Source organism: Streptococcus oralis (assembly GCF_006175905.1).
Classification (GTDB): Bacteria; Bacillota; Bacilli; order Lactobacillales; family Streptococcaceae; genus Streptococcus; species Streptococcus oralis_BG.
Genome location: NZ_SSNB01000003.1, coordinates 712,197 through 736,988, shown reverse-complemented (window position 1 = coordinate 736,988; position 24,792 = coordinate 712,197). Strand labels below are relative to the sequence as shown.

At 42.3% G+C, this 24,792-nt stretch carries 28 protein-coding genes; 26 read left to right on the top strand and 2 right to left on the bottom strand.

Features of this window, described 5'->3' with window-relative positions; translation table 11 throughout:
• The 9 genes from rpoC to E7Y33_RS09345 all read left to right on the top strand — a co-directional run.
• On the top strand, window positions 1–2,464 hold a 2,464-nt coding region (gene rpoC, locus E7Y33_RS09385), incomplete at its 5' end, for a DNA-directed RNA polymerase subunit beta' (RefSeq protein WP_139690317.1).
• 109 nt (window positions 2,465–2,573) lie between these two features.
• Window positions 2,574–2,993, top strand: a complete 420-nt coding sequence (gene ndk, locus E7Y33_RS09380) for a nucleoside-diphosphate kinase (RefSeq protein WP_000438308.1) — start codon at window positions 2,574–2,576, stop codon at window positions 2,991–2,993.
• A 134-nt stretch (window positions 2,994–3,127) separates the two neighbouring features.
• Entirely contained in the window at window positions 3,128–3,751 is a 624-nt protein-coding gene (locus E7Y33_RS09375) for a hypothetical protein (protein ID WP_139690316.1), read from the top strand.
• Between the two features lie 83 nt (window positions 3,752–3,834).
• The gene (gene tsaE / locus E7Y33_RS09370; protein WP_139690315.1) at window positions 3,835–4,278 is read left to right on the top strand and encodes a tRNA (adenosine(37)-N6)-threonylcarbamoyltransferase complex ATPase subunit type 1 TsaE; all 444 of its coding nucleotides are present in this window, start codon (window positions 3,835–3,837) and stop codon (window positions 4,276–4,278) included.
• Window positions 4,268–4,789 carry a GNAT family N-acetyltransferase gene (locus tag E7Y33_RS09365; RefSeq protein ID WP_139690314.1) on the top strand — a complete coding sequence of 174 codons (522 nt, stop codon included), beginning with the start codon at window positions 4,268–4,270 and terminating at the stop codon, window positions 4,787–4,789. The genes tsaE and E7Y33_RS09365 overlap by 11 nt, the downstream gene beginning before the upstream one ends.
• Window positions 4,790–4,793: 4 nt before the next feature.
• Window positions 4,794–5,834 carry a glycopolymer--peptidoglycan transferase LytR gene (gene lytR / locus E7Y33_RS09360; protein WP_000592175.1) on the top strand — a complete coding sequence of 347 codons (1,041 nt, stop codon included), beginning with the start codon at window positions 4,794–4,796 and terminating at the stop codon, window positions 5,832–5,834.
• Between the two features lie 72 nt (window positions 5,835–5,906).
• Complete coding sequence (locus E7Y33_RS09355) at window positions 5,907–7,163, top strand: competence/damage-inducible protein A (RefSeq protein WP_139690313.1); 1,257 nt, start codon at window positions 5,907–5,909, stop codon at window positions 7,161–7,163.
• A 54-nt stretch (window positions 7,164–7,217) separates the two neighbouring features.
• Complete coding sequence (gene recA / locus E7Y33_RS09350) at window positions 7,218–8,369, top strand: recombinase RecA (protein WP_001085519.1); 1,152 nt, start codon at window positions 7,218–7,220, stop codon at window positions 8,367–8,369.
• A 169-nt stretch (window positions 8,370–8,538) separates the two neighbouring features.
• Window positions 8,539–8,733: a PspC domain-containing protein gene (locus E7Y33_RS09345; RefSeq protein WP_000415527.1), complete on the top strand. Its 195-nt coding sequence runs from the start codon at window positions 8,539–8,541 to the stop codon at window positions 8,731–8,733.
• A gap of 129 nt (window positions 8,734–8,862) precedes the next feature.
• Here E7Y33_RS09345 and E7Y33_RS09340 read toward each other — a convergent pair whose 3' ends face one another.
• Window positions 8,863–9,417 (bottom strand): GNAT family N-acetyltransferase, encoded by a 555-nt coding sequence (locus E7Y33_RS09340; protein ID WP_042902933.1) that lies wholly within the window; start codon window positions 9,415–9,417, stop codon window positions 8,863–8,865.
• A gap of 109 nt (window positions 9,418–9,526) precedes the next feature.
• Here E7Y33_RS09340 and E7Y33_RS09335 point away from each other — a divergent pair, with 109 nt between their 5' ends.
• Window positions 9,527–10,897, top strand: a complete 1,371-nt coding sequence (locus tag E7Y33_RS09335; protein ID WP_139690312.1) for an MATE family efflux transporter — start codon at window positions 9,527–9,529, stop codon at window positions 10,895–10,897.
• A gap of 96 nt (window positions 10,898–10,993) precedes the next feature.
• Window positions 10,994–11,710 carry a YebC/PmpR family DNA-binding transcriptional regulator gene (locus E7Y33_RS09330; RefSeq protein WP_000532893.1) on the top strand — a complete coding sequence of 239 codons (717 nt, stop codon included), beginning with the start codon at window positions 10,994–10,996 and terminating at the stop codon, window positions 11,708–11,710.
• Between the two features lie 47 nt (window positions 11,711–11,757).
• On the opposite strand, the gene E7Y33_RS09325 is transcribed toward E7Y33_RS09330, so the two are convergent.
• Window positions 11,758–12,441 carry a DUF308 domain-containing protein gene (locus E7Y33_RS09325; protein WP_139690311.1) on the bottom strand — a complete coding sequence of 228 codons (684 nt, stop codon included), beginning with the start codon at window positions 12,439–12,441 and terminating at the stop codon, window positions 11,758–11,760.
• Between the two features lie 214 nt (window positions 12,442–12,655).
• On the opposite strand from E7Y33_RS09325, the gene E7Y33_RS09320 reads away from it, so the two are divergent.
• From E7Y33_RS09320 to E7Y33_RS09250, 15 genes are all read left to right on the top strand, one after another.
• Window positions 12,656–13,117 (top strand): MarR family winged helix-turn-helix transcriptional regulator, encoded by a 462-nt coding sequence (locus tag E7Y33_RS09320; protein ID WP_139690310.1) that lies wholly within the window; start codon window positions 12,656–12,658, stop codon window positions 13,115–13,117.
• Window positions 13,101–14,870 carry an ABC transporter ATP-binding protein gene (locus E7Y33_RS09315; RefSeq protein WP_139690309.1) on the top strand — a complete coding sequence of 590 codons (1,770 nt, stop codon included), beginning with the start codon at window positions 13,101–13,103 and terminating at the stop codon, window positions 14,868–14,870. Before E7Y33_RS09320 ends, E7Y33_RS09315 begins: the two co-directional genes overlap by 17 nt.
• Complete coding sequence (locus E7Y33_RS09310) at window positions 14,860–16,620, top strand: ABC transporter ATP-binding protein (RefSeq protein WP_139690308.1); 1,761 nt, start codon at window positions 14,860–14,862, stop codon at window positions 16,618–16,620. The genes E7Y33_RS09315 and E7Y33_RS09310 overlap by 11 nt, the downstream gene beginning before the upstream one ends.
• 96 nt (window positions 16,621–16,716) lie before the next feature.
• Window positions 16,717–17,220 (top strand): phosphatase PAP2 family protein, encoded by a 504-nt coding sequence (locus E7Y33_RS09305; RefSeq protein ID WP_139690307.1) that lies wholly within the window; start codon window positions 16,717–16,719, stop codon window positions 17,218–17,220.
• Window positions 17,221–17,333: 113 nt separating this feature from the next.
• The gene (locus E7Y33_RS09300; RefSeq protein ID WP_000776582.1) at window positions 17,334–17,780 is read left to right on the top strand and encodes a LytTR family DNA-binding domain-containing protein; all 447 of its coding nucleotides are present in this window, start codon (window positions 17,334–17,336) and stop codon (window positions 17,778–17,780) included.
• Window positions 17,781–17,785: 5 nt separating this feature from the next.
• Window positions 17,786–18,460, top strand: coding sequence for a LiaF transmembrane domain-containing protein (locus E7Y33_RS09295; RefSeq protein ID WP_139690306.1), 675 nt, complete (start codon window positions 17,786–17,788; stop codon window positions 18,458–18,460).
• A gap of 104 nt (window positions 18,461–18,564) precedes the next feature.
• On the top strand, window positions 18,565–18,753 hold the full coding sequence (gene rpmB, locus E7Y33_RS09290) for a 50S ribosomal protein L28 (RefSeq protein ID WP_001140948.1): 189 nt from the start codon (window positions 18,565–18,567) through the stop codon (window positions 18,751–18,753).
• A 152-nt stretch (window positions 18,754–18,905) separates the two neighbouring features.
• Window positions 18,906–19,271, top strand: a complete 366-nt coding sequence (locus E7Y33_RS09285) for an Asp23/Gls24 family envelope stress response protein (RefSeq protein WP_000216434.1) — start codon at window positions 18,906–18,908, stop codon at window positions 19,269–19,271.
• 2 nt (window positions 19,272–19,273) lie between these two features.
• Window positions 19,274–20,941: a DAK2 domain-containing protein gene (locus tag E7Y33_RS09280; RefSeq protein WP_139690305.1), complete on the top strand. Its 1,668-nt coding sequence runs from the start codon at window positions 19,274–19,276 to the stop codon at window positions 20,939–20,941.
• Window positions 20,942–21,064: 123 nt separating this feature from the next.
• The gene (locus E7Y33_RS09275; protein WP_070837804.1) at window positions 21,065–21,271 is read left to right on the top strand and encodes a hypothetical protein; all 207 of its coding nucleotides are present in this window, start codon (window positions 21,065–21,067) and stop codon (window positions 21,269–21,271) included.
• Window positions 21,268–21,462, top strand: coding sequence for a hypothetical protein (locus tag E7Y33_RS09270; protein ID WP_000709170.1), 195 nt, complete (start codon window positions 21,268–21,270; stop codon window positions 21,460–21,462). Before E7Y33_RS09275 ends, E7Y33_RS09270 begins: the two co-directional genes overlap by 4 nt.
• Window positions 21,449–22,324, top strand: coding sequence for an ABC transporter ATP-binding protein (locus E7Y33_RS09265; RefSeq protein WP_139690304.1), 876 nt, complete (start codon window positions 21,449–21,451; stop codon window positions 22,322–22,324). The genes E7Y33_RS09270 and E7Y33_RS09265 overlap by 14 nt, the downstream gene beginning before the upstream one ends.
• Before the next feature lie 12 nt (window positions 22,325–22,336).
• Window positions 22,337–23,071, top strand: a complete 735-nt coding sequence (locus E7Y33_RS09260; RefSeq protein WP_049484382.1) for an ABC transporter permease — start codon at window positions 22,337–22,339, stop codon at window positions 23,069–23,071.
• 4 nt (window positions 23,072–23,075) lie between these two features.
• Window positions 23,076–24,173, top strand: a complete 1,098-nt coding sequence (locus E7Y33_RS09255; protein ID WP_084883481.1) for a sensor histidine kinase — start codon at window positions 23,076–23,078, stop codon at window positions 24,171–24,173.
• Between the two features lies 1 nt (window position 24,174).
• On the top strand, window positions 24,175–24,774 hold the full coding sequence (locus E7Y33_RS09250) for a response regulator transcription factor (protein ID WP_000772061.1): 600 nt from the start codon (window positions 24,175–24,177) through the stop codon (window positions 24,772–24,774).
• Window positions 24,775–24,792: the final 18 nt, after the last annotated feature.

The following is a 24,792-nucleotide window of genomic DNA, read 5'->3' as shown; positions in this document are numbered from 1 at the left end:
TTTGAACCGCGCACCGACCCTTCACCGTTTGGGTATCCAAGCCTTCGAGCCAGTCTTGATTGATGGTAAGGCCCTTCGCTTGCACCCGCTTGTCTGTGAAGCCTACAATGCCGACTTTGACGGGGACCAAATGGCCATCCACGTACCGCTTTCAGAAGAAGCCCAAGCGGAAGCTCGTATCCTCATGCTAGCTGCTGAACACATCTTGAACCCGAAAGATGGTAAACCAGTTGTTACTCCTTCTCAGGACATGGTTTTGGGTAACTACTACTTGACCATGGAAGAAGCTGGTCGTGAGGGTGAAGGAATGGTCTTCAAAGACCGTGACGAAGCTGTTATGGCTTACCGCAATGGCTATGTTCACCTCCACTCACGTGTTGGTATCGCAACAGACAGCCTCAACAAACCTTGGACTGAAGAGCAAAAACACAAGGTCTTGCTGACAACGGTTGGTAAAATCCTCTTCAATGACATCATGCCAGAGGGTCTACCTTACTTACAAGAACCTACAAATGCTAACTTAACAGAAGGTGTTCCAGCTAAATACTTCTTGCCACTAGGTGGAGATATCAAGGAAGCAATCAGTAATCTTGAACTCAACCCTCCATTCAAGAAGAAAAATCTTGGAAATATCATCGCTGAAATCTTCAAACGTTTCCGTACGACAGAAACCTCTGCCCTGCTTGACCGCATGAAGAACCTCGGATACCACCACTCAACTCTTGCAGGTTTGACAGTGGGGATTGCCGACATTCCAGTGGTTGAAGACAAGGCTGAAATCATCGAAGAATCACACAAACGTGTAGAACAAATCACCAAACAATTCCGTCGTGGTATGATCACAGATGACGAGCGCTACAATGCTGTTACAGCTGAATGGCGTGCAGCTCGTGAAAAATTGGAGAAACGTTTGGTTGCCAACCAAGATCCTAAGAACCCAATCGTTATGATGATGGACTCTGGAGCTCGTGGTAACATCTCAAACTTCTCACAGCTTGCCGGTATGCGTGGTCTAATGGCGGCTCCGAACGGTCGTATCATGGAATTGCCAATCCTTTCAAACTTCCGCGAAGGTTTGTCAGTACTCGAAATGTTCTTCTCAACTCACGGTGCCCGTAAAGGTATGACCGATACGGCCCTTAAGACAGCCGACTCAGGTTACTTGACTCGTCGTTTGGTTGACGTTGCCCAAGACGTTATCATCCGTGAGGACGACTGTGGAACAGACCGTGGTCTCTTGATTCGTTCTATCGCAGAAGGAAAAGAGATGATCGAGTCTCTTGAAGAACGTCTTATCGGTCGTTACACTAAGAAAACTGTTAAACATCCAGAAACTGGTGCAGTGATCATCGGTCCAAATGAATTGATTACAGAAGAAAAAGCTGCTGAAATTGCAAATCTTAAGATCAAGAATGAAGATGGTGAACTTGTAAATGCAATCGAGGAAGTTACTATCCGTTCTGTATTTACATGTAACACTCGTCATGGTGTCTGCCGTCACTGTTACGGTATCAACTTGGCGACTGGTGATGCGGTTGAAGTTGGTGAAGCAGTTGGTACAATCGCTGCCCAATCTATCGGGGAACCTGGTACACAGCTTACAATGCGTACCTTCCACACGGGTGGGGTTGCCTCAAATACCGATATCACTCAGGGTCTTCCTCGTGTCCAAGAAATCTTTGAAGCCCGCAATCCGAAAGGGGAAGCGGTCATCACAGAAGTCAAAGGGCAAGTTACTGCTATCGAAGAAGATGCTTCAACTCGTACTAAGAAAGTCTTCGTTAAGGGTGAAACTGGAGAAGGCGAATACGTGGTTCCATTTACAGCCCGTATGCGTGTCGAAGTTGGAGACCAAGTCTCTCGCGGTGCAGCATTGACAGAAGGTTCTATCCAACCAAAACGTCTCCTTGCTGTTCGTGATGTCTTGTCAGTTGAAACCTACCTTCTCGGTGAAGTACAAAAAGTTTACCGTAGCCAAGGGGTAGAAATCGGTGACAAACACATCGAGGTAATGGTTCGTCAAATGATCCGTAAAGTTCGTGTCATGGATCCAGGTGACACAGATCTTCTTATGGGTACTCTCATGGACATCAACGACTTTACAGATGCCAACAAGGATGTTCTTATCGCAGGTGGAGTTCCAGCGACTGGTCGTCCAGTTCTTATGGGAATCACCAAAGCCTCACTTGAAACCAATAGTTTCTTGTCAGCGGCTTCCTTCCAGGAAACAACTCGTGTCCTTACAGATGCAGCCATCCGTGGTAAGAAAGATCATCTCCTTGGACTCAAGGAAAATGTTATCATCGGTAAGATTATCCCAGCAGGTACTGGTATGGCTCGCTACCGTAACCTTGAACCACAAGCCGTCAATGAAGCAGAATATCTGGCTCCAGAACAAGAAGAGGCAGAACTTGCTCCTGTAGAGGAAGTTGTGGAAATCCAAGTTGAAGAAACAGTAGAATAAAGCAAACAAGAGAACCTTTGGGTTCTCTTTGTTTTATTTCAGAAAATTTTCCCACTTTTTCATAAAGTATGGTAGAATAGAAGAACTAAAATGCCAGGGAGGTGTCCATATGGAACAAACATTCTTTATCATTAAGCCAGATGGTGTGAAAAGAGGGCTGGTTGGTCAGGTTCTGAAAAGAATTGAGGAGCGTGGTTTCAAAATCGAAAAATTAGAGTTGCGTTCAGCAGTTTCAGAAGCTTTGATTGACCAGCACTATCAAGACTTGGTTGAAAAAAGTTTTTATCCTCCTATCCGTCAGTTTATGACCTCAGGACCAGTAGTGGTGGGCATTCTATCAGGTCCGAAAGTGATTGAAACTTGGCGGACCATGATGGGTGCTACTCGTCCAGAAGAAGCTCTGCCAGGAACTATCCGAGGAGATTTTGCCAAGGCTGCAGGAGACAATCAAGCCATTCAAAATGTAGTTCATGGCTCCGATTCGGAAGCTTCTGCAAAACGTGAAATTGCTCTCTGGTTTAAGGATTAGACTGGTAAAAGAACAGTTCTGTATACAACAGAGCTGTTTTTTGGTCAGTTGAGCATAAAAAAAGAACACTTGAGGCGGAAACAATCATTTCAAACTCCTCACAAGGTATAATCCCATATAGGGAGGGAAAAGAAATGGTAAAATCAATTCGCCTATTGTTACTGATTGCAGTCGTCCAGATTAGTTTTAGTAGTTGTCTATTATGGAAAGAAACCTTTTTATCTTTAAAACAGACCAATGCTTATTTTTTGATTTTGATAGTAGGAATTTCTGTTCTGTGTGCTGGGATAAATTATTTCCATACAGTAAACCAGTCTAGGCACAGTATTTTACATGTTCAAAAGAAAGTGAGTCTTGTTTATTGCCTCCTTTTAGTAGTCAATCTTCTGGCAACCTGTCTGGTTCTCTCAGAAAGCATCCAAACCACTAGCAAATTGCAGCAAGAATTGGTTGACCTCTTTTTACCCTCCTTCTTTTTCTTGCTAGGAGTAGATCTATTGATTTTCTTACCTTTTGATAAAATTTTTCGCGATATAGAAAATCACCTAAATAAAAAGAAAACAGTCGTCATTTCCGTTCTAGCTACGATGGTTTTCTTGAGGAATCCCTTAGTGATTTCCTCGATTCTCCTTTATATCAGTGTTGGTTTTCTATGCGCACGTTTCCTTTTTCCAAAATGTATTCAAAGGGAAATCTCCTTTTATGGACACCTGATTCGGGATATCCTGTTTGTTTTTGCGATTTTTCTATTCTTTTAAGTAGAGGAGAATTTTTCAAAATTGTTATAGTAAGTCCATAAAGAAAATTCACACAAAAGAAAACTTTTTGGTATAATAGTAGCATGCACACAAAAAATGAAGAAGAGCTTCTAACTCTCGGAGAAAGATTAGGTCATTTGCTTCAAAAAGACGATGTTCTGATCTTGACTGGAGAGTTGGGTGCGGGTAAAACAACCTTTACAAAAGGCCTTGCCAAGGGCTTGGATATCCGTCAGATGATTAAAAGTCCAACCTATACCATTGTCAGAGAGTACGAAGGGCGTTTGCCACTTTACCACTTGGATGTCTACCGTATTGAAGGGGATGCTGATTCTATTGACTTGGATGAGTTTCTCTTTGGTGGTGGTGTGACTGTTATTGAGTGGGGGCATCTTTTGGGTGAAGATTTACCAGATTCTTACTTGGAGTTGGAAATTTTGAAAGAAGTTGAGGGGCGTTGTCTTCATTTTACGGCTCATGGCTCTCGGGCTGAACAACTCATCAAGGAGCTTCAAGATGGAGTATGAGTTGTGTATTCGTGAGGCAGAGACGTCAGATGCTACAGCCTTGATTGCATTTTTAGATTGTGTCGGTCAAGAGACAGATTTTACCAGCTTGGATGAAAATGGAATCATGATGACAGCTTCTGAAATGGCTCTTTTTATCGAAAAACAAGCTGGATCAGAGAATCAAATTACTCTCCTCGCCTTACTGAATGATGAGATTGCAGGAGTCTTAAATATCACAGCAGACCAACATTTAAGAGTTCGACATATCGGTGATGTTTTTCTAGCAGTTCGAAAGAAATTCTGGAACCAAGGCTTGGCGACTATACTTCTAGAAGAAGGCATCGAGTGGGCGAAAGTCAGTGGCGTCTTGCGCCGTTTGCAACTTAGTGTACAAAAACGAAACGAGGCTGCGATCCACCTCTATTCAAAAATGGGATTTATCACAGAAGGCTTACAAGAAAGAGGAGCCTATTTAGCAGAAGGGATATTTTTAGATGTTTGTCTTATGGGCAAGCTGATAAATAAATAACGAGATGATTAAAAAATTAATTGGAATGGTGCTAGGTTTCCTAGCAGTAACAGTTTTAGGTGTAGCGGTTTATGGCTATACCATCTACCAACAGGGAACAGAAACCCTAAGTAAAAAGACTTACAAAAAAATCGGGGAAGAAACCAACGTTATCGAAGCGACGGAGCCTCTGACCATCCTCTTGATGGGGGTAGATACGGGAAACGTGGAACGTACAGACCCGTGGGCGGGAAATAGTGACTCCATGATTCTCCTGACTGTTAATCCCAAAACAAAGAAAACCACTATGATGAGTTTGGAACGGGATATTTTGACCAAGATTGAGACTGGAAATGGGCAAGTTCAGGAAGCCAAACTCAATGCTGCCTATGCTAATGGTGGTGCGGAACTTGCAATTTCTACTATTCAAAAGATGATGAATATCCACATTGATCGCTATGTCATGGTTAACATGCAGGGACTTCAACAATTGGTGGATGCGGTTGGTGGAATTACCGTCAACAATACACTCGGTTTCCCAATTTCGATTGCTGACCAAGAGGAGTTTAATAAGATTTCTATCGGTGTTGGAGAACAAACCTTGAATGGTGAGGAAGCTCTGGTGTATTCACGGATGCGTTACCAAGACCCAGAAGGAGACTATGGTCGTCAAAAACGTCAACGTGAAGTCATTCAAAAAATCGTTGAGAAGGTTTTGAGCCTAAACAGTGTGAGCCATTATCAAGGTATCCTCAAAGCTTTGAGTGATAACATGCAGACCAATGTGGACTTGTCAGCTAAGAGCATTCCACAATTGCTCGGCTATCAAGATTCTTTTAAGAATATCGAAACGCATCAATTGCGTGGGGAAGATGCTGAGCTACAGGGAATTTCTTATCAAATCGTCACTTCAGAACATATGCTCGAAATGCAAAATCTCTTGCGTAGTTCACTAGGTAAAGAGCCAGTGACAGAATTGGAAACCAATGCGGTACTGTACGAAACAGCCTTTGGTCGGACAGCGCCTTCGACCAGTACTAACGCTTCAAACGAAGAAGCAGAATAAGAAAAGAATCAAATCGTGGGAAATTTCCTGCGATTTTTTCAAAAAAATTCGAATAGATAAGTAGGAGGAAACATGAAAGCAGAAATTATTGCTGTTGGAACAGAAATTTTAACAGGGCAGATTGTCAATACCAATGCTCAGTTTTTATCAGAGAAACTAGCCGAAATCGGGGTAGATGTCTACTTCCAAACAGCTGTTGGAGACAATGAAGCTCGTCTTTTGTCCTTGCTTGAGATTGCGAGTCAACGTAGTAATCTTGTGATTTTGACCGGGGGCTTGGGACCAACTGAGGATGATTTGACCAAACAAACCCTGGCAAAATTTTTAGGAAAAGATCTAGTGTTTGACCCTCAAGCGCAAGAGAAGCTGGATATTTTCTTTGCTCATAGACCTGACTATGCTCGGACACCGAATAATGAGCGTCAAGCCCAAATTGTAGAAGGGGCAACTCCACTGCCAAATGAGACAGGTTTAGCAGTAGGAGGGGTGTCGGAAGTGGATGACGTAACCTACGTGGTCCTTCCAGGACCGCCAAGTGAGTTGAAACCCATGGTCTTAAATCAACTCTTACCCAAGTTAATGACTGGTACCAAGTTATACTCACGAGTGCTCCGTTTCTTTGGAATTGGTGAGAGTCAGTTGGTGACCATTTTGGCGGATTTGATTGACCATCAAACCGATCCGACTTTGGCGCCTTATGCCAAGACGGGAGAGGTGACCTTGCGCTTGTCTACAAAAGCAGTCAGTCAAGAACAGGCTGATCAAGCACTGGACATCCTAGAAAGTCAAATCTTGAGTCGCCAAACTTTCGAGGGAATTTCTCTACGAGACATCTGCTATGGATATGGGGAAGAAACCAGCCTCGCAAGTGTCGTTGTAGAAGAGCTAAAGAAGAGACAGAAAAGCATTACTGCGGCAGAAAGCTTGACGGCAGGTCTCTTTCAAGCGACATTAGCAGACTTTTCGGGCGTTTCAGCAATCTTTAATGGCGGTTTTGTTACTTACAGCCTAGAAGAAAAGTCTAAGATGTTGGATATTTCCGAGCAAGAGCTGAAAGAACACGGGGTCGTTTCTGAGTTTACCGCTCGAAAAATGGCAGAGCAGGCACGTCTCAAGACTCAGTCAGATTATGGAGTGAGTTTGACGGGGGTGGCAGGACCAGATAGCCTAGAGGGGCATCCAGCTGGTACAGTTTTTATTGGACTGGCACATGAAAAAGGGACAGAGGTGATCAAGGCTAATATCGCAGGACGAAGCCGTGCAGATGTACGTCACATCGCGGTTATGCATGCCTTTAACCTAGTTCGCAAGGCTTTATTAAGTGACTAAATTTTGGTATAATAAAAGATAGGTCTAAGGACCAGTAAAATATAGGAGAACAAAATGGCGAAAAAACCAACAAAAAAATTAGATGAAATCGGGAAAAAATTTGGAGCTGATCGTGAAAAAGCCTTGAACGATGCTCTTAAATTGATTGAGAAAGACTTTGGTAAGGGTTCAATCATGCGTTTGGGTGAACGTGCAGAGCAAAAAGTTCAAGTGATGAGCTCAGGCTCATTGGCTCTGGACATTGCTCTTGGTTCAGGTGGTTATCCTAAAGGACGTATCATCGAAATCTACGGACCAGAATCATCTGGTAAGACAACGGTTGCCCTTCACGCTGTTGCGCAAGCACAAAAGGAAGGCGGTATTGCAGCCTTTATCGATGCGGAACATGCTCTTGACCCAGCCTATGCTGCAGCCCTTGGTGTGAACATTGACGAATTGCTCTTGTCACAACCAGACTCAGGTGAACAAGGTCTTGAAATTGCTGGAAAATTGATTGACTCAGGTGCAGTTGACCTTGTCGTTATCGACTCGGTTGCGGCCCTTGTACCTCGTGCAGAAATTGATGGGGATATTGGTGACAGCCACGTTGGTTTGCAAGCTCGTATGATGAGCCAGGCCATGCGTAAACTTGGTGCTTCTATCAATAAAACCAAAACAATTGCCATCTTTATCAACCAATTGCGTGAAAAAGTTGGGGTCATGTTTGGAAATCCAGAAACAACACCTGGTGGACGTGCTCTGAAATTCTACGCTTCAGTCCGTTTGGATGTTCGTGGAAGTACGCAAATCAAGGGAACTGGTGACCAAAAAGATACCAATGTCGGTAAGGAAACTAAGATCAAGGTCGTTAAAAACAAGGTAGCTCCACCATTTAAGGAAGCCTTTGTTGAAATCATGTACGGAGAAGGGATTTCTAAAACTGGTGAGCTCTTGAAGATCGCAAGTGATCTCGATATCATCCAAAAAGCGGGAGCATGGTACTCTTACAAGGGTGAAAAAATCGGACAAGGATCTGAAAATGCTAAGAAATACTTGGCGGATCACCCAGAAATCTTTGATGCCATTGACCATCAAGTTCGTGTTCAATATGGTTTGATTGAAGATGAAGAAGGGACAACTCCTACCACTGTTTCGGAAGATCTAGCACCTAACCAAGAAGTAACGCTTGACCTAGGCGACGGACTTGAAATCGAAATTGAAGATTAAAAATAAAAGCGGAGAAGTCTTTCTCTGCTTTTTATGTTTAAATATTAAGTCTCCAGAAGCTTCAAAAGCGTAATAAAAGAGTATTTAACCAAAAAAATTAAAAAAACTCTTGCAATTTTTTTAATTTGATGATAAAATTAAATCATTCTATAAAAAGGAGACTACTATAATGGAAAAACGCCTTGTTCGAAACGTACAAGACAAAAAGATTGCTGGTGTTTGTGCTGGTATCGGTGACTACTTTAACATGGACCACACACTTGTTCGTGCACTTTGGATTATCTTCACCCTACTTGGTGGTTCTGGAATCTTAGCTTATGCTATTCTCTACTTCCTTCTTCCAGAAGGCAATGCAGAAGCTTAAACCATAGAGAATAAAAGTTTATTCTGATCAGTTGAAAATAAAAAATGCATGTAATCGTAGATTGCATGCATTTTTATATGTAGCTTCTATCGAAAAAGAGAGGTTCTTCACCGGATGGATAAGTCTTGTTTAATGGTCACTAAAACGACGATACTCTATATGAAAGTCAAAATAATGTTCATTTTGTAACTTTTGGAAGATATCGCGATAGGCTTCTTCGTCAAAATGGTCGCCACGATAGAGGATTTCAAAACTCAAACCATCGTACTCAAGGAAAGCGTTGGCTGTTTTAAAGCCATTTTGTCGATAGAAGTCCATTCTAGCCTTCCTTTGCTCCAAGTTATCGCATTCTTCATCTAATCGCTCGACTTCGAGTAACATGGTTCGCTGGTAAAAATCAGTCAGCTTTTCGATGATTTCCTTCCCATACCCGTGGCTTCTCAGGTGGGGCATGATGGCAAAAAAACTGATATAGAAGGCCTTTGGATTGGAGATGGCAAAAGCAAAGCCGACAAACTCTTCTTGGTTATAAAAGGCAAAAAAGTGAGCGTCTTCTCGGTCCTGATAGCGCAAGAACTCAGACAGAGGGACTCGTTCTTCCTCGGGAAAAGCTTCTTTGTTTAGCTTTTCAACCTTATCCAGATCAGGAAATACATCGGTAATTAATTGACTGGTCAAACTCATAACTGACCTCCTTTTCTTGATTATAGCAAATTGTCTCTCTGTAAGCAATTGATTGCAAACTTAGTGATAGAGCCTTGTCGCTCCTTTAGAAAGCTGATATAATAGCTTTATGAATAAGAAACGATCCGTGGACTTGATACATGGTCCTATTCTTCCTGCGCTGTTAATCTTTGCCTTTCCAATCTTGCTGTCAAATATTTTCCAACAGCTCTATAATACAGCTGACGTCTTGATTGTTGGACGATTTCTTGGTCAAGATTCCTTGGCAGCAGTAGGGGCGACAACTGCCATTTTTGACTTGATTATAGGCTTTACGCTTGGTGTTGGAAATGGCATGGGGATCGTCATTGCCCGCTATTATGGGGCTCGGAATTTTACAAAGATCAAGGAAGCAGTAGCAGCCACCTGGATTTTAGGTGCTCTTTTGAGTATTGTGGTCATGCTGATGGGATTTGTCGGTCTGTATCCTCTCTTGCAATATTTAGATACTCCTGTAGAAATCCTTCCTCAATCCTATCAATATATTTCTATGATTGTGACTTGTGTAGGCGTCAGCTTTGCCTATAACCTCTTTGCAGGTTTGTTGCGGTCTATTGGTGATAGTCTTGCTGCGCTTGGCTTTCTGATTTTCTCTGCCTTAGTCAATGTGGTTCTGGATTTGTATTTCATTACGCAACTGCATCTGGGAGTTCAATCCGCAGGGCTTGCTACCATCATTTCGCAAGGCTTGTCAGCGGTTCTTTGCTTTTTCTATATCCGTAAGAGTGTTCCAGAACTGCTTCCTCAACTCAAGCATTTTAAATGGGACAAGGCCTTGTATGCGGATCTTTTGGAGCAAGGTTTGGCCATGGGTTTGATGAGTTCCATTGTGTCTATCGGTAGTGTGATTTTACAATCTTCGGTTAATACCTTTGGAGCTGTGATTATTAGTGCCCAGACGGCAGCTCGACGCATTATGGCTTTTGCTCTCCTTCCGATGACGGCTATTTCTTCTGCTATGACGACCTTTGCCTCTCAAAATCTCGGGGCCAAGCGACCAGACCGCATTGTTCAAGGTCTTGGTATTGGGAGTCGTTTGAGCATGTCCTGGGCAGGTTTTGTTTGTATTTTCCTCATTTTTGCTAGTCCGACCTTGGTTTCCTTCTTGGCCAGTTCAACAGATACTTACTTGGTAGAAAACGGTAGTCTCTACCTGCAAATCAGTTCAGTCTTTTATCCGATTTTGAGCCTTTTGCTGATTTATCGCAATTGCTTGCAGGGATTGGGTCAGAAAGTCCTCCCTCTAGTTTCTAGCTTTATAGAACTAATCGGGAAAATCGTTTTTGTGGTTTTGATTATCCCTTGGGCGGGCTATAGGGGAGTCATCCTCTGTGAACCTCTTATCTGGGTTGCCATGACCACCCAACTGTACTTCTCGCTTTTCCGTCACCCCTTGATAAAAGAAGGCAAGGAAATCTTGGTAGTTAAAGGACAATCCTAGCTGGATTTGCTGAATAAAATCCATTTCCTCTAGTGAAAATCGAAAAAACTTGTGTTATAATAAGAAAGATTAAAATGTGAAAAAAGGAGATTCCTAATGGGACGTAAATGGGCCAATATCGTAGCCAAGAAAACGGCTAAAGATGGAGCTAACTCTAAAGTATATGCAAAATTTGGTGTAGAAATCTATGTAGCAGCTAAAAAAGGGGATCCAGACCCAGAATCAAACACTGCTTTGAAATTCGTTATCGACCGTGCTAAACAAGCCCAAGTGCCAAAACACGTTATCGATAAAGCGATTGATAAAGCAAAAGGAAACACAGACGAAACCTTTACAGAAGGACGTTATGAAGGTTTTGGACCAAATGGTTCTATGTTGATTGTAGATACTTTGACTTCTAACGTCAACCGTACAGCAGCCAATGTCCGTGCTGCCTTTGGTAAAAACGGCGGAAACATGGGTGCTTCTGGTTCAGTTTCTTACCTCTTTGACAACAAGGGGGTTATCGTATTTGCTGGTGAAGATGCGGATGCAGTCTTTGAGCAATTGCTCGAAGCAGATGTGGATGTGGACGATGTAGAAGCAGAAGAAGGAACAATCACGGTTTACACAGCTCCAACAGACCTTCACAAGGCTATCGTTGCCCTTCGTGAGTCTGGCATCGAAGAATTCCAAGTGACTGAATTGGAAATGATTCCTCAGTCTGAAGTGGAATTGTCGGGTGATGACCTTGAAACCTTTGAAAAACTTTACAGCGTTCTTGAAGACGACGAAGACGTACAAAAGATCTACACAAACGTAGATGGATTCTAATAGAAAAACGAACAGTTTTACTAGCTGTTCGTTTTTTATATTGGAGCTTAGACTCTAGTTTCAGAATCGTTTTGTTGCTTGCTTTTTCCTTGACCTAGACCAACTGCATGTTTTTGGACCAGCAAGAGCTGCCCATTGTCATCTTTTGCAAAAGTTAGGGTAACAGTCTTGATTTTGTCACCAATGGAGAGATAGGTGACTTTTCTCGTATTGTAACCCCCAATAGTGGAGTCAAACTCGGAGTCTGGTAGTCCGTGTTTTTTAATAATATCCTTGTAGTTGGTACCACCCTTTCCTTTGTTGTCAAGGTCACCTTCGATTAAGGCGTCGAACTCTTTTTGGGTCCAAGTGAAGTTATCGTCTTCTTCCTCCTCTGGGATGGAATAGGCGCTATCATCTGTCAAGTCGCTTTCTTCTTCGCGTTCCATTGAGGCACTCGCCTCGCTGTAGGAACGGTTAAACTCCCTGACAAACTCTTTGTAGACATTAGCGTACAGTACCTGGGTCGTAAAGAAAAGTACAATAGAAGCAATTGACAGAGCTGTTCCGATAATGGCCATGGTTTTTCGTTTTTTGAGGTTGACGATAAGGCCGATAATCCCCAAGATAAATGCGACGATGGCGATGAAAAATGATAGATAGTTAATAAATGGGATCCAGGATCCTAAAAGTGCGATGGCTCCAAAAATAGTTGCTAAGATTCCTAAAACTCTTTGTTCTTCTGGTTTCATTTGAAAGCTCTCTCCTTCCCTTGTGTGAATGGATATCAATCCACAGTAGTTAGTGTTTATTATAGAGAAAATCGCTGCTAATGTCAATTCAGAGCAAAATAGTTCCCATGGAAACTTTTTTCTTGACATCTCCTCCGAAAGTGATAAAATAGTTCTCACAGAAACTAAATTAGTTCTCCAGAGAACTATATAAAATCATGAGAAGGGAGCAATCATGGACAAATCGTTGTTGATTTTTAAACGTTTTGGGTACCAGATCCACCTGATGTTGCAGAAAGAAGCCAAACGTTGCGGTATTGAATTTATGGGGGGACCGCAAGGGCAGGTCCTGCAGTTTTTAGATCGTCGTGAGCATAATCAAGAATTAACGCTTATCAAGGATATTGAGACAGAACTCAATATCACCAAGTCAGTTGCTAGCAACTTGGTCAAGCGTATGGTACAAAATGGTCTGGTCGAGTTAGAGGCCAGTCCAAGTGATAAACGAGCAAAGCTTGTTCGTTTGACCGATAAATCACGATCTCAGATGCAAGAAGTTAAGGCGCTTTTTGATCGGATTGCCAGTAGCCTACTGGAAGGAATCTCAAAGGAAAAGCTAGCCATTTTTGAAGAAGTTCTCGGACAACTACAGGCTAATGTAGAAAGAATAGGAGGAGAGAATGAAGAAACTTGCTAAACGTATTACAGGAAAAGAGTGGGGGATGATTGTCCTTACGATTCTTTTCACTTGTTTCTCGGTCTATCTCGAGTTAGAGGTACCGACCTACATTTCAGAAATAACAGAATTGATTGGAACACCGGGTACGGAGTTAGGACAACTATGGTCTCCTGCTACCAAGATGATGGGCTTATCTCTCCTAGCCTTTCTGTCTTCTGTAACAGTTGGATTTTTTGCTTCTCGTGTTGCAGCGTCTTACACGACTCACTTGCGAAGAGATATTTTTAATCGTGTTCTAGATTTTTCGCAAACGGAAATCAAACGTTTTTCAATCCCCAGCCTTTTGACTCGAACAACCAATGATATTACGCAGGTTCAGATGCTCTTTACTATGGGCTTACAGGTAGTGACTCGTGGGCCTATCATGGCCATCTGGGCCATTGGAAAAATCCTTGGGAAGTCGGAATACTGGCTCTGGGCAGTAGTGGTGGCCGTCATTGTCAATGTCTTGATGACCACTGTTCTCATGACTCTAGCCTTTCCAAAACAATCTGTCATCCAAAAATTAACAGATAAACTCAATAGCATCACTCGCGAAAGTTTGACTGGGATTCGGGTTGTTCGTGCTTATAATGCTGAGGATTATCAGGATCAGAAATTCGAAGAAGCTAATGATGAGGTGACTCGTCTCAACCTCTTTGTCAATCGTTTGATGGCGATTATGAATCCTATTATGATGGCGATTTCCAGCGGTTTGACCTTAGCTATTTACTGGATTGGAGCCTATCTGATCAACGATGCTAGTTTGGCTGACCGTTTGCCACTCTTTAGTGATATGGTGGTCTTCATGTCTTATGCCATGCAGGTCGTGATGGGATTCCTACTCATGGGGGCACTCTTTATCGTTCTTCCTCGTACCTTGGTTTCGGCAGGACGTATCAATCAAGTGCTAGACTTGTATTCTTCTATTGAAAATCCGAGTCAAGCACAGGTTGCAGATCCTTCAGTTCAAGGACAAGTGGAATTCCGTGACGTAATCTTCCGCTACTCTCAAAACTCAGAAGCAGTTGTGGAACATGTTACTTTTAAAGCCGAAGCAGGTCAAACAGTTGCTTTTATCGGATCAACTGGATCTGGGAAATCTACTCTAGTCAACCTGATACCTCGTTTTTATGATGTCTCATCTGGTCAAATTCTAGTAGATGGTATCGATGTGCAAGATTACGATTTGGAAGAGCTGCGTAATAAGGTCGGCTATATTCCACAAAAAGCTGTACTCTTTTCTGGAGATGTTAAGGGAAACATGGACTTTGGTAAGAGTCAAGAAAGTCCTCTCAGTGAACCTGCCATGTGGCAAGCTTTGGAATTGGCTCAATCTAAGAACTTTATCGAGGATAAGGAAGCAGGTCTGGCCTCTGAAGTAGCCCAAGGTGGGACCAACTTCTCAGGAGGTCAAAGACAGCGTCTGGCCATTGCGCGTGCATTGGCTCGTAAACCAGAGATTCTCATCTTTGATGATTCCTTCTCAGCCTTGGACTACAAGACAGATCGTGTCCTTCGCCAAGAGCTAGCTGAGAAAACAAAATCCATGACCAAGCTCATTGTAGCGCAACGGATTTCTACCATTATGGATGCAGACTTGATCTTAGTATTGGATCAAGGAAAAGTCGTGGGACAAGGCACCCACAAGGAACTTCTAGCTACCAATGAAGTCTACCAAGAAATTGCCTACTCACAACTATCGAAGGAGGAATTGGAACATGGAAAATAAAAAAGTTTCGGTCTGGAAACAGTGCAAACCTTATATGGCAGGCCTCCAACTCCCTCTCCTAATAGCAGTTGTGGCTGCGGTCATTTCAAGCATCATTACCGTTTATGGTCCAACTAAGATTAAAGAAATTACTAACTTGATTTCAGATGGCTTGGCTACAGAAATCGACTTGGTAGCTGTGTCAAACATTGCTAGCTTTTTAGTGATTCTCTATGTATTTGGCGCCATTCTTAACTATACACAGGCCTATATCTTTTCAACGAGTATCCAACATTTTTCAAAACGCTTGCGGACGGCTATCGCTGAAAAGATTAATCGTTTGCCACTTGGCTATTTTGACCGTCATTCACAAGGAGATACCCTTTCGCGCGTGACCAATGATGTGGATACAGCAGCGCAATCTCTCAACCAAAGTCTAGGGACAGTTCTTTCAGCTAGTTTCTTGTTGATTGCTGTCTTGGTGACCATGTTTGGGATGAACTGGATTTTGGCATTGGTAACAGTTGTATCAACCCTTGTTGGTTTTGCGGCGGTTTCTGTAATCATGGCCAAGTCACAGGGTTATTTTAAAGCTCAGCAAAATAATCTAGCGGCCGTCAATGGTTACGTAGAAGAAATGTACTCTGGCCATAATGTAGTGACCAGCTATAACGCAGTGGACACCTCCAAAGCGAGATTTGCTGATTTAAACCAAGACTTGCATGATAGTATCTGGAAATCTCAGTTTATCTCTGGTATCATGATGCCAGCCATGTTCTTTGTTGGGAACTTTAGTTATGTCTTAGTCATCATCGTTGGGGCCGCGCTGGCGTTAGAAGGACATATCACGATAGGGATTATTGTAGCCTTTATGGTTTACGTACGGACCTTCTCCCAACCTCTGTCACAGATTGCCCAAGGGATTACGAGCCTGCAACAAGCGAGTGCAGCCATGACTCGTGTATTAGAATTTTTGGCTGAAGCAGAGATGCAAGATGAATCTCATAAGGACAGACAATTGAACAACATGAAAGGGAAAGTAGTCTTTGATCACGTGTCCTTTGGCTATACACCAGAGCGCACCATCATCCATGACTTCTCAGCTACAGCTCGTGCAGGTCAAAAGGTCGCTATTGTCGGACCGACTGGTGCTGGTAAGACAACTATTGTCAATCTTTTGATGAAATTCTATGAGATTGATAAGGGAAGTATCCGTATCGATGGCGTGGATACTAAGGACATGAAGCGTTCGGAAGTGCATGATGCTTTTTCAATGGTCTTGCAGGATACCTGGCTCTTTGAGGGGACCATTCGAGAGAATCTCATCTATAATCAGACAGGTATCAGCGATGAGCGAATGATGGAAGCTAGTAAGGCTGTGGGAATCCACCACTTTATCATGACCTTACCAGACGGCTACGATACTATCTTGGACGATACAGTGACCCTGTCTGTCGGGCAAAAACAACTCTTAACCATTGCTCGTGCTTTGCTGAAGGACGCACCACTCTTGATTTTGGATGAGGCGACCTCTTCTGTTGACACACGGACAGAGGAATTGATCCAAAAAGCCATGGACCGTTTGATGGAAGGCAGAACTTCCTTTGTCATCGCCCATCGCTTGTCAACCATCCGAAATGCAGATTTAATCTTGGTCATGAAAGATGGCAATATCATAGAACAGGGCAATCATGAGGAACTGATGGCTCAAGGTGGCTTCTATGCGGATCTCTACAATAGTCAGTTCACAGAAGACCAAGCAGAAGAATAAACCAAAAGAAGGCTTGACGGCCTTCTTTTTCTGCACTATACTAGAAGACAAGTGCCTCACTTCTAGGCAAAAATAAAGTGTTAATGAGAAGAATAAATGAAAAATTATCAAGAATGGTATAGAAACATTAGCTCCAAACTAACTAGCCATCCAACCCTTTTGTTTCTATTGATTAGTTTTAATCGTTTGATGACAGTAGCTATGCCCCTGGTCTATCTAACCTTGCTAGTCACTACTTACCTGCAGCTAGGACTTGGTCAGAAAGTTGGGGTCTATTTGCTTGTCCCTGCTACAGGCTTTGTAATTTTGTCCCTCTTTCGTAAGAAAATCAATCACCCGCGACCTTATGAAACTTGGGACATCAGTCCCCTTCTTGAAAAGGATAGTTCGGGACAGTCTATGCCCAGTCGCCATGTCTTTTCGGCAACTATCATCTCTATGGCCTGTTTCCATGCTTGGACTTCGATCGGAACTATCTTGCTTATTTGCTCAGGACTCTTAGCCTTGGTCCGAGTACTAGGTGGTGTTCATTATCCCAAGGATGTGCTTGTTGGTTACGCTTGTGGTCTCATGTGGGGGTTCCTTTTCTTCCTTTTTTGACATGTAAGTCAAGCTAGTCTAACAACCACTTACTGCTTCATATTGACCACTTGCTTTTTTTCCCTTGTTTTCCTAATTTAGCTTTGATATAGTAGAGTCAGAAAGGAGATGTGATGAAGTTACGAATTGAGATTGACGGCAATTTAGAAGAAACTGAAATTGTCATCAAGACACCTGCTTTGACAGATGAAATTGCGGACTTGCAACGGCTTTTGCAAGAGTCAAAGGCTCCGAGGTTGACTTTTTACAAGGGGACAGGTGAATATTATCTAGACCTGTCAGAAATTCTCTTCTTTGAAACGGAAGGGAGCAAGATCTACGCTCATAACCAGAAGGAAGCTTATGAGGTTCGCCTCAAGCTCTATGAGTTGGAGTCTATCTTGCCTCGCTATTTTAGTCGAGTTTCCAAGTCAACTATTGCAAACATCCGTCAGATTTACTCAGTGGACAAGTCCTTTTCAGGAACTGGCACTATTTCCTTTTATCAGACGCATAAGGAGGTTCATGTCTCACGACATTACCAATCCCTCCTAAAAGAAAATCTAAGAAATATGAGGTAAAAAACATGAAAAAGAAAGCATTTGGTATTGTTTTATTGGTTTTAGCAGCTTGGATCTTGCTGCAAGGGAATTTTGGAATTCCTTCTTTGAATGGCAAGATATGGCCTTTGCTAGGAATTGTTTTTTTGGCTTATAAGTCCATTGAATCCATCCTTAGACGCCATCTCACTTCGGCAGTTTTTACAGGATTACTGGCGCTCATCATTGCAAATTACGCTTATGACTTGTTACCAGTTACCAATCATTCTCTCATCTGGGCTAGCATCTTGGTGGTACTCGGTGTTGGTTATCTGACGCATTCAAGTAAGTTCTGGAATGAAAAAAAATGGTGGTACGATGGAAAAAAAACAGTCGTCACGGATAAGGAAGTCGCTTTTGGTAGCGGGACCTTCTATAAGCAAGATCAAGATCTCGTAGATGACCAAGTGGAAGTCGCTTTTGGGGATGCTAAAATCTACTATGATAATGCAGAGATGCTAGGTGATTTTGCAACTTTAAATATTGAAGTGGCCTTCGGGAATGCAACTGTCTATGTTCCACAACACTGGCGTGTTGATTTGAAAGTAGAAACCTCCTTTGGTGCAGCTAAGGCAGATGCTCCTGTAGCGCCAACAAACAAAACCTTGATTATCCGTGGGGAAGTTGCTTTTGGTAAACTTGGAGTTGTTTACGTTAAATAAAAAAATAGTTTAGGCCCTTGATAAATTCGAGAAAGTGTGATAACATAGTACGGTATGTGGTGCTAGCACATCCGCTATATTAGATCTAATAGGAGGAAAACACAATGGCTAAAGTATGTTACTTTACAGGTCGTAAGACTGTATCAGGAAACAACCGTTCACACGCGATGAACCAAACAAAACGTGCCGTAAAACCAAACCTTCAAAAAGTTACTGTTCTTATCGATGGTAAACCTAAAAAAGTTTGGGCTTCAGCTCGTGCTTTGAAATCAGGTAAAGTTGAACGCGTTTAATAAAAATGAAAAGACCGCTTAGGTCTTTTTCTTTTGCTCTAAGGATAAAACCATTTGAAAAATAGAGTAAATATCCGCAGATACAGCATTCTGCTTTTACACTTGGGCTGAAATATGATAAAATAGAGTATCAACTAGTTGAGGTAAAAAAAATGACTGTAAAAATTAATACAAAAGATGGTCAAATCGAACTGACAGATGAAGTGATTGCAACCGTAGTAGGTGGTGCCGCAACTGAGATTTTTGGTGTGGTCGGTATGGCTAGTAAAAATGCCCTCAAAGACAATTTCCAAGCCCTTCTTGGTAAGGAAAATTATTCTAAGGGTGTTGTTATAAAAGCAGCCGAAGATGGTAGCATTGCAGTTGATGTTTATACCGTATTGAGCTACGGAGTAAAGATAAGCGAAGTGTCAAAAAACATTCAAGAGCGTGTTCGTTTTAGTCTAGAAAATCAACTAGGAATTACTGCTCAGACTGTGAATGTCTACATTCAAAATATCAAAGTTGTAGGAGAATAATCGTGTCAAAAATTACTACCAGTTTATTCCAAGAGATGGTGCAGGCTGCATCAACTCGTTTGAATAAGCAAGCAGAATATGTCAATTCATTGAACGTCTTTCCAGTTCCAGATGGAGATACTGGGACAAACATGGGAATGACCATTGAAAATGGTGCCAAAGAAGTAGCAGACAAGCCTGCTTCTACAGTTGGAGAAGTAGCGAGCATTCTTGCCAAAGGGCTCTTGATGGGTGCGCGTGGGAATTCAGGAGTTATCACTTCTCAGCTCTTCCGTGGCTTCTCTCAGGCTATCAAGGAAAAAGATGAATTAACAGGTCAAGACTTGGCTCTTGCCTTCCAATCCGGTGTCGAAGTAGCTTATAAAGCGGTTATGAAACCAGTTGAAGGAACTATTTTGACTGTTTCTCGTGGAGCGGCTATTGGGGCTAAGAAAAAAGCCGAGGAGACAGATGATGCTGTTGAGGTCATGCGTGCAGCCTTGGAAGGCGCGAAAGCAGCTTTGGCTAAGACACCAGAAATGCTTCCAGTCCTTAAGGAAGTTGGTGTGGTAGACTCAGGTGGTCAAGGTTTGGTCTTCATCTACGAAGGCTTCCTTTCAGCTCTTACTGGTGAATACAGTGCTTCTGAAGACTTTGTAGCGACTCCTGCCAACATGAGTGAAATGATCAATGCAGAGCACCACAAGTCTGTAGCAGGGCATGTGGCAACTGAGGATATTACCTTCGGTTACTGTACGGAGATCATGGTAGCCCTCAAACAAGGTCCAACTTATTCTAAGGACTTTGACTACGATGAATTCCGTAACTACTTGAATGACTTAGGCGACTCTCTACTTGTTGTCAACGATGATGAGATCGTCAAAGTTCACGTCCATACAGAAGATCCAGGTCTTGTCATGCAAGAAGGTCTCAAATATGGTAGCTTGATCAAGGTAAAAGTGGACAACATGCGTAACCAACACGAGGCGCAAGTTGAAAAAGAAGCAACTCAAGGCAACAAGCCTGCTGAAACAAAAGAGTATGCCCTTATCGCAGTAGTAGCTGGTCAAGGTTTAGCAGATATCTTCCGTGCCCAAGGTGTGGATTATGTCATCGAAGGTGGTCAGACGATGAATCCTTCAACAGAAGACTTTATCAAGGCTGTTGAACAGGTCAATGCTCGCAACATCATCTTCTTGCCAAACAACAAAAATATCTTTATGGCAGCTCAGTCTGCGGCTGAAGTGCTTGAACAACCTGCAGTTGTGGTAGAAGCACGTACAATTCCTCAAGGTTTGACCAGCCTTCTTGCCTTTGACCCAAGCAAATCAATCGAAGAAAACAAAGAACGCATGACTGCAGCCCTTGGTGATGTCGTAAGTGGTAGTGTAACAACAGCCGTTCGTGATACAACTATCGATGGATTAGTAATTCATGAAAATGATAATCTTGGTATGGTAGATGGGAAAATCCTCGTGTCAAATCCTGACATGCACCAAACCTTGACAGAAACATTGAAACATATGTTGAACGAAGACAGTGAAATCGTGACTTTCTATGTCGGAGAAGACGGAAGCGAAGAACTTGCCAATGAAATTGCCCAAGAAATCGCAGAAGAATTTGAAGATGTTGAAGTAGAGATTCACCAAGGTCAACAACCCGTATATCCATATCTTTTCAGTGTGGAATAAAAGTTTAATCGATTAAAAAGAAAGTTGATTGTTCAACTTTCTTTTTTATGACATTTGTCATATTTCCTAGTGACAGAAGCATCTAGCTCCGCCAACTTCAAAAGTCTATAATTGAAGTATGAAATGGAGGAAGAAGAAATGAAAAATAAAATGATTGTCGCAGTGAGTTTAGTAGCAGCAGGAGTTATGACCTATCTCATGTTTTCAGGATTGGACGAGGGTTTCTACCATTTTCCTTGGGAGCTCTTTGCTGGCTTTGGAATGATGTCTTGGTTTGTCAGAGAAGGTTTGAAATTGGTCAGAGATGTGAAAAAGGAGTTTGAGGAATGAAAAAAGCAATCATCTATTTCTTTATCAGCCTATCACTCTTGGTATGGTTAGTGGAAATGTTTACTGGTTGGTTTGACCAAACCGTGCTTCGCCAATTTATTCGTGGTGCTTGGGGTTTTGGGTTTATGATTTTCGTTGTTTTCCCTATGGGAATGAAGTGGTTGAAAGGAGAATCTCATGACTGTGATTAAAGTTGAGAAATTGAGTAAGAAAATAAAAGACAAGGAGATCTTGCGGAACATCTCTTTTGAAATCAACGATGGTGAATGTGTCGCCTTGATCGGGCCTAACGGAGCAGGGAAGACAACCTTGATTGATTGCCTCTTGGGCGACAAGTTCATGAGCTCAGGTCAGATAGCTATTCAAGGCTTTGCACCAACAGATCCTCGATTAAAGCAGCTTATTTCTATCTTGCCTCAAGAAAATACGGTGGTTCAAGACTTGAAAGTGAAAGAACTCTTATCCTTCTTTCAATCAATCTATCCAAACAGTCTCTCCAATCAAGAAATTGATGACTTGCTGAGGTTTTCGGACAAACAGAAAAATCAGCTAGCGGGCAAGCTATCTGGTGGGCAAAAACGTTTGTTCTCTTTCGTGTTGGCACTAATAGGTCGTCCGAAAATTCTATTTTTGGACGAACCAACTGCTGCTATGGATACCTCGACACGTCAGCATTTTTGGGAAATTGTCAATCAGTTAAAGAAAAATGGTGTCACCATTGTATACTCTTCTCACTATATCGAAGAGGTAGAACATACGGCTGACCGCATTTTGGTGCTCCATAAGGGAGAATTGATTCGCGATACGACGCCTTATGCCATGCGTGGTGAAGAACAAGAAAAACACTTTACCGTTCCTCTAACTTATCAGGAAGTTATCAGCACTTTGGACCAGATTCAAGAGCTTGAAATCAAGCAAAATGCTCTTTCCTTCACAACCAAAGAAGCCAGCCAGGTATGGGAAACCTTGCAAGAACAGGGCTGCATGATCGAAGAAATTGAAGTTCGCAATCGAACTCTCTTAGACAGTATCTTCGAAACGACTCAAGACTAAAGGAGATTGACGATGAAAAATATGACAAGTCTCATGAAAGTGGAAATCATTCTGATGAAACGGCAAGCAGTCTACTACTTGCTATCCATCGGACTTCCAAGTGTGTTTTACCTTATCTTTTCTGGTATGATGTCAGGGTCAGATATTCCAGAAATTGCTCTTCAAGCCTATCTCTTTGCCATGACGCTCTTTAGTATCATGTCAAGTGCCTTTTTCAGTATCCCTAGCACACTCGAATCCGACAAGACGAACAACTGGCAAAAATTGATTCAACATTCTCCCGTATCTATGGTAGAATATTATGTATCAAAACTGTTCAGCACTCTGCTTACTTTCTTGTTATCAATTACAGTTGTCTTTTCAGTTGGTCATTTTGTCCGCGGAGTGACGCTACCTTGGCTTGACTGGTTGGTAATTGGTGCTATTTTGCTGGTCGGAAGTGTGGTCTTTATCAGTATGGGTGTCTTGGTGAGCTTGCTTCCCAGTGCTCAACTGATGACGGTTGTTGGAAATATTGCCTATATTGCTTTGGCTGTCCTAGGTGGACTCTGGTTCCCCTTGGATTCCTTCCCAGAATGGCTCCAATCTATTGGAAAGCTGACTCCAACCTATCAACTGATGCAGGTTGTCTCGACTTATTTGGAGCATCACGAGTTTAACATTCTTGCTGCCTTGGTTGTACTAGGTTATACAGTTTTCTTTGGTGTATTGGTCATTCAACTGAAAAAACGGATTGAGGTAAAATAAATCTATGTTGGAAAAATTTAAAAACATTCATTATATGTTTCATATTTCAATAGTGTTTATCATCTTTCCTATAGCGGGTGTCATCGTTGGAGATTACCCGCTTTTAACCTTGTTCTGGACCCTACTATTTGTCCTTGCCTTCTACTCGGTTTTAATCAGTCAGAATCGCACTGTGCAGTGGCTGGCTTGGTGGGTCATGCTTGCCTACATTTTTTATACATCTGTTTGGCTAAGTTCGGGTTTCACATGGTTTATCTTCTATTTATCCAACCTCCTTATTTATGAGCTGGATGAGATTTCTTTTCACTCTTGGCGTTTTGTCAGTTTTGTTGTCTTGCAACCGTTCATTCTGACCGGAATCTATATGGTCAATCATGTTAGTCCCTGGGAACTGCTCTTTTTCTTAGTTACCTTTGTCTTTTCGGATGCACTGACCTTTGGTCTTTATCGAATTCGAGTGTCAGAAGAAATAAAAGAAGAAAAGATGAAACAAAATGCCAAGCTCAATCTTTTCTTGGCTGAAAACGAACGCAGTCGTATCGGTCAGGATCTTCATGACAGTCTAGGCCATACCTTTGCCATGTTGAGTGTGAAGACGGACCTTGCCCTCCAGCTTCTCCAAATGCAGGCCTATCCTCAAGTGGAAAAAGAATTAAAAGAAATTCATCAGATCAGTAAAGAATCCATGAATGAAGTTCGAACCATTGTGGAAAATCTTAAGTCTAGAACTTTGACATCAGAACTAGAGACTGTGAAAAAGATGTTAGAAATTGCTGGAATCGAGGTGGAAATAGCTAATCAACTAGATACAGCTAGCTTAACTCAGGAATTGGAGTCAACGGCTTCCATGATTTTGCTTGAGTTAGTGACCAATGTCATCAAACATGCTAAAGCGTCTAAAGTCTACTTAAAATTAGAACGGACAGATAAAGAACTCGTTTTAACAGTGAGAGATGATGGCTGTGGCTTTGCTTCTCTAAAAGGGGATGAACTCCATACCGTTCGAGACCGTGTCCTTCCTTTTTCAGGAGAAGTAAAGGTGATCAGTCAGAAACATCCGACTGAAGTGCAGGTTCGGCTACCTTATAAGGAGAGAAACTAAGATGAAATTACTTGTTGCAGAAGATCAAAGCATGTTGCGAGATGCTATGTGCCAGTTGCTTACCTTTCAACCAGATGTAGATTCTGTCCTACAAGCCAAGGATGGCCAAGAAGCAATCCAACTTTTAGAAAAAGAGTCTGTCGATATCGCTATTCTTGACGTAGAAATGCCTGTTAAGACAGGCCTCGAAGTCTTGGAGTGGATACGAGCAGAAAAGCTAGAAACAAAGGTGGTTGTGGTGACGACCTTCAAACGCCCTGGCTATTTTGAACGTGCAGTCAAGGCTGGAGTGGATGCCTATGTCTTGAAAGAAAGAAGCATTGCAGACCTCATGCAAACCTTGCACACTGTCCTCGAAGGGCGCAAGGAGTATTCGCCTGAATTGATGGAAGTGGTTATGACCCATCCCAATCCATTGACAGAACAAGAGATTGCTGTCTTAAAGGGAATCGCTCAGGGTTTATCCAACCAAGAAATTGCAGACCAACTCTATCTATCAAACGGAACCGTCCGAAACTATGTCACCAATATTCTTTCAAAACTAGATGCAGGTAATCGAACAGAGGCAGCCAATATTGCAAAAGAGTCTGGTTGGCTTTGATAAGAAGGGTTAAAAAAT